Origin of the sequence: Streptomyces sp. WAC06614, from assembly GCF_003949795.1 — a bacterium.
Taxonomy (GTDB): Bacteria; Actinomycetota; Actinomycetes; order Streptomycetales; family Streptomycetaceae; genus Streptomyces.
The window spans coordinates 1-4,225 of sequence record NZ_RPRY01000467.1 but is presented as its reverse complement, the minus strand read 5'-3'; the positions used below and the strand labels follow the sequence as shown (position 1 = coordinate 4,225).

The 4,225-nt window shown below is 77.8% G+C and carries 3 protein-coding genes and 1 pseudogene; 1 reads left to right on the top strand and 3 read right to left on the bottom strand.

Annotation, left to right across the window (positions count from 1 at the left end; translation table 11 throughout):
• Positions 1–381: 381 nt before the first annotated feature.
• From EF918_RS33255 to EF918_RS38770, 3 genes and pseudogenes are all read right to left on the bottom strand, one after another.
• Entirely contained in the window at positions 382–2,184 is a 1,803-nt protein-coding gene (locus EF918_RS33255; protein WP_125652620.1) for a hypothetical protein, read from the bottom strand.
• Between the two features lie 287 nt (positions 2,185–2,471).
• Positions 2,472–3,725 carry a phosphoribosylamine--glycine ligase gene (gene purD, locus EF918_RS33250; protein WP_125652619.1) on the bottom strand — a complete coding sequence of 418 codons (1,254 nt, stop codon included), beginning with the start codon at positions 3,723–3,725 and terminating at the stop codon, positions 2,472–2,474.
• 61 nt (positions 3,726–3,786) lie between these two features.
• Positions 3,787–3,918 (bottom strand): annotated as a pseudogene (locus tag EF918_RS38770) (DNA polymerase III subunit gamma/tau); the annotation flags it as partial.
• Between the two features lie 123 nt (positions 3,919–4,041).
• Here EF918_RS38770 and EF918_RS39230 point away from each other — a divergent pair.
• Positions 4,042–4,225 (top strand): hypothetical protein (locus EF918_RS39230; protein WP_312847888.1); only part of this gene is annotated, 184 nt, incomplete at its 3' end.

The window sequence follows — 4,225 nt, the reverse complement described above, 5'->3', positions numbered from 1 at the left end:
GGGCAGCCGGCCTGGCGCCGCCGACCCGCCGCGACAGGCGGGCCAGGCGGCGGGCGGACCCGGCCGGGGCGCGCCCCGCGGCGGGGCGGCGGCGCCCGGCCGGCTGCCCCGGCAGGCGCGCCAGGCCGGCTGCCGCCCCGGCAGGCGGGCCAGGCAAACCGGCCGCGGCAGGCGGGGCCGATCGGGCCGGGCTCGGCTGCGGGGCCGGCCGGACCGGGCTCGGCTGCGGGGCCGATCGGGCCGGGCTCGGCTGCGGGGCCTGCCGGGCCGGGCTCGGCTGCGGCCGGTCGGGCCAGCTCGGCTGCGGCCGGTCGGGCCGGTTCGGCTCCGGGGCCTGCCCCGGCCGGAGCCGGCCGGGGCAGGCGGGCCGGGTCCGCCCGGTCAGACCAGGCGGATCGGCTTCTCCGGGCGGACGCCCAGGGCCGAGAGCCAGTCGCGCAGGGGGGCCGGGTCGCCGTCCTCGACCAGGGACAGGACCCGCGGGCCCAGGTCGGCGCTGCGTTCGCCGCCGACCAGCAGGACCGGGCCGTCGAGCCAGTCCAGGCCCGGCTCGGCGCCCGCGGAGTCCACGGCGGCGCAGCAGACCAGCGCCGTGACGTGGTCGGCCAGCAGGTCCCGGCCGCTGCGGGGCGGCTGGAGGGGGAACAGCGGCACGGCATCGGCGCCGCGCGCCTTCGCCGCCCCGGCCCCGGCAGCGCGCTCCGCGCGGGCCAGGTCCCCGCTGAGCCGGCCGGCCAGCGCCTCGCCGGCCGCGGCGTCGCCCTGGGCCAGGTAGACCAGGACCCGCTCCAGCGTGGGCCCGCCGAGCGCGGCCGCCGGATCGTCCGCCCGGCCGGCGACCACCGCCGCCGGAGCGGCTCCCCCGGCGGCCCGCCCGGCCCGGGCGGCACCGGCGGCCAGGCCGGGGCCTGCCGTACGGACCGGGGCCGGGGCGGCGGGCCGGGTGGCCGGGCCCGGGTCGTGCGGGGGACGGCCCTGGGCCGCCTGCTGGGGGTCGGCGGGGTGGCCCGGCACGGCCAGGGCGTCGAGCGCCCGGTGCAGCCGGGCGGCCTCCGCCCGCCACGTGCGGTCCACGACCTCCTCCGGGTACGCCGCCCAGGACACGGGCGCCCAGTCGGGGCCGGCCTCGGCCGGCCCCCCGTGGAACAGCCGGGCAGCGAGCAGCGAGGCCGCCTCGTCCACCGTCCCCGGCTCCTCCAGGAGGTCGCACGCGGGACGCTCGCCCAGGCGGGAGGTGAACCCCTCGGCCAGGCGGTCACGACGGGACAGCTCGGTCAGCGCGGAGACCACGCCCGCGTCCAGGTGGGCCGGCCAGCGGCCCATCCGCCACGCGGGCAGCGCCACCCGGGTCAGCAGCCGGTCCCAGCCGGCGTAGGCCAGCCCGACCTGCTCCTGGGCGACGATCCGCAGCCCGTAGTCCACGCTCTGGGCCCGCTCCGAGGCGGCCGCGGCGACACCGCGCTCCATCTCGGCGGCGTGCGCCCCGCACAGCCGCAGCAGCAGCCGTGCGGCGCCGGCGATCCAGCCCAGCCCTCGCCCGTTGCCCACGTCCACCGCGGCGTCCAGGCCGCGGACGAAGCGCCGGGCGTCGGCTATGTCGGGCTGCGCGGACGGGCCCGTGCCGGCGACGACGGGCGCGAGGACGGCCCGTAGCTCGGCGACCCGCATCCACCACAGGAACGGGGAGCCGATGACCAGCACCGGAGCCGCGTCCCGCGCGGTGCCCGGGGAGGCGGCGGACCCGCCGGATATGCTCCGGCGCCGGTGCGCCGCGTGCGTCCGGTCCTCCAGCCAGCTGTCGCAGTCCGGCGTGAGCGCTATCGCCGAGGGCGGCGGCACCTCCAGCCGGTCGGCCAGGTCCCGCACCATCCGGTACAGGTCCGGGGCGGCCTCCTCCGGCAGCGGCACCGTCGGCGTCACCGCCGGCCGCGCCCGCAGCACCACCGCGGCGAAGATCCCGCCGACGAGCAGCACCAGCACGGCGGCCACGCAGACGCCGAGGACCACCAGCGGCCACGGATCGCCCGAGAGCCGCCCCGTCATCCGGGCGGAGACCAGCACCACCGCGAGGGCGGCGGGCAGCAGCACCACGGCCAGCGCCGTGCTGCGGACCCGCAGCACGGCGAGGGCCCGCGAGCGCGCGGCCAGCGCGCCCACCTCGATGTTCGAAACGGTTCCGGACACGACCGGACCTCACCCCCTCTGCCCTGCGGCGGCTTTGCTCACTCCCCCACTGTGACACCCGCCACTGACATCGCAATGCCGGTGGGCCAAGTGCCGGAATGCTTGCGCCGCACCATAGTTGGGGCATTCCCGGGCGTCAGGCGGTCAAGGCATCGATCACCCGATGGAATGGCTTTGGGTAAAGCTGGGTGCGTTCGAACGCGGCCTGCCGCATGCACGCGCGCGGGCCCGGGCGCGTCGTCCGCGCTCCGGGCCCGCGACCGTGCGGTACCGCTACCGGTGGTGCCTCAGCGGCCCTCCGCCGCCTTCGCCGCAATGTCCGTACGGTGCTGGGAACCCGCCAGCCGGATGCGCCCGACCGCCTTATACGCCCGCTCCCGGGCCTGCGCCAGGTCGGAACCGGTCGCCGTCACCGACAGCACCCGTCCCCCCGCGCTGACGACGCGGTCGCCCTCGCGCCGGGTCCCGGCGTGCAGCACGTACGCCTCCGGGCCGTCCTCGGCCGCGACCTCGTCCAGGCCCTCGATCGGGTCGCCGGTGCGCGGCGTGCCGGGGTAGTTCGCGGAGGCCACGACCACGGTGACGGCGGCGTCGTCGTGCCAGTTCAGCGGGGCCTGGAGGTCGAGGGTGCCGTTGGCGGCGTTCAGCAGGACGCCCGCCAGCGGGGTGCGCAGCCGGGCGAGGACGACCTGGGTCTCCGGGTCGCCGAAGCGCGCGTTGAACTCGATGACCCGCACGCCGCGGCCGGTGATCGCCAGACCGGCGTAGAGCAGCCCGGAGAACGGCGTGCCGCGGTGGCGCAGCTCGTCCACGGTCGGCTGGAGCACGGTGGCCATGACCTCGTCGACCAGCTTGGGGTCGGCCCACGGCAGCGGCGAGTACGCGCCCATGCCGCCGGTGTTGGGGCCCTCGTCGCCGTCGAGCGCGCGCTTGAAGTCCTGCGCGGGCTGGAGCGGCAGGACGGTGACGCCGTCGGTGATCGCGAAGAGGGAGACCTCGGGGCCGTCGAGGTACTCCTCGATCACCACCCGGTCGCAGCCGCGGGCGTGCTCGCGGGCCGCCTCCCGGTCCTCGGTGACCACGACGCCCTTGCCGGCGGCCAGACCGTCGTCCTTGACGACGTAGGGCGCGCCGAAGGCGTCCAGGGCGTCGTCGACCTCCTCGGGGGTGGTGCACACGTACGAGCGGGCCGTCGGGACGCCGGCCGCGGCCATCACGTCCTTGGCGAAGGCCTTGGAGCCCTCCAGCAGGGCCGCCTCGCGGGAGGGGCCGAAGACGGGGACGCCGGCCGCGCGCACGGCGTCGGCGACCCCGGCGACCAGCGGCGCCTCGGGGCCTACGACGACCAGCTCGGCGCCGAGCTCGGTGGCCAGCGCCGCGACGGCGTCGCCGTCGAGCGCGTCGACCTCGCGCAGTTCGGCCACCTCCGCGATCCCCGCGTTGCCGGGGGCGCAGTAGAGGGCGGTGACGTCGGGGTCGAGGGACAGAGAGCGGCACAGGGCGTGTTCGCGGGCGCCGCCGCCGATGACGAGGACCTTCACGGGCCTCAGCCTAGTCCTCACCTGCGGGCGATCTTCGTGCGGGCACCCCAATGACGTGGCCCTACTCGTTCGTATATTCCTCCACCACCGTGGCTCCGAGCTCGCGCACGATCAGGTCGTGCCCGCTGAGGGCGCTCTCGACCAGGTCCGGGTCGTCGTCCTCCGGAACGTCGTCCTCCGGGGCGACCGGCGGCGCTTCACCTGGATCCTGCTCAGCCAGAACGCGCAGGTCACCGGGTTCGACGGGACCACCCTCCAGCTCGGCTTCCCCAACCCCGGAGCCCGGGACAACTTCTCCAGCAGCGGGAGCGAGGACGTGCTCAAGGCGGTCCTCGCCGAGCAGTTCCAGGTCCACTGGAAGATCGACGCCGTGGTCGGCGGCGGCGGACCCGCCCCCGCCGCGGCCTCCTCCTACGGCTCGTACAGCCCGCCCGCGCCCGCGTACACGCCCCCGGCGGCCGCCCCCGCGACCCCGGCCGCTCCACCGCAGCCGTCCGCGC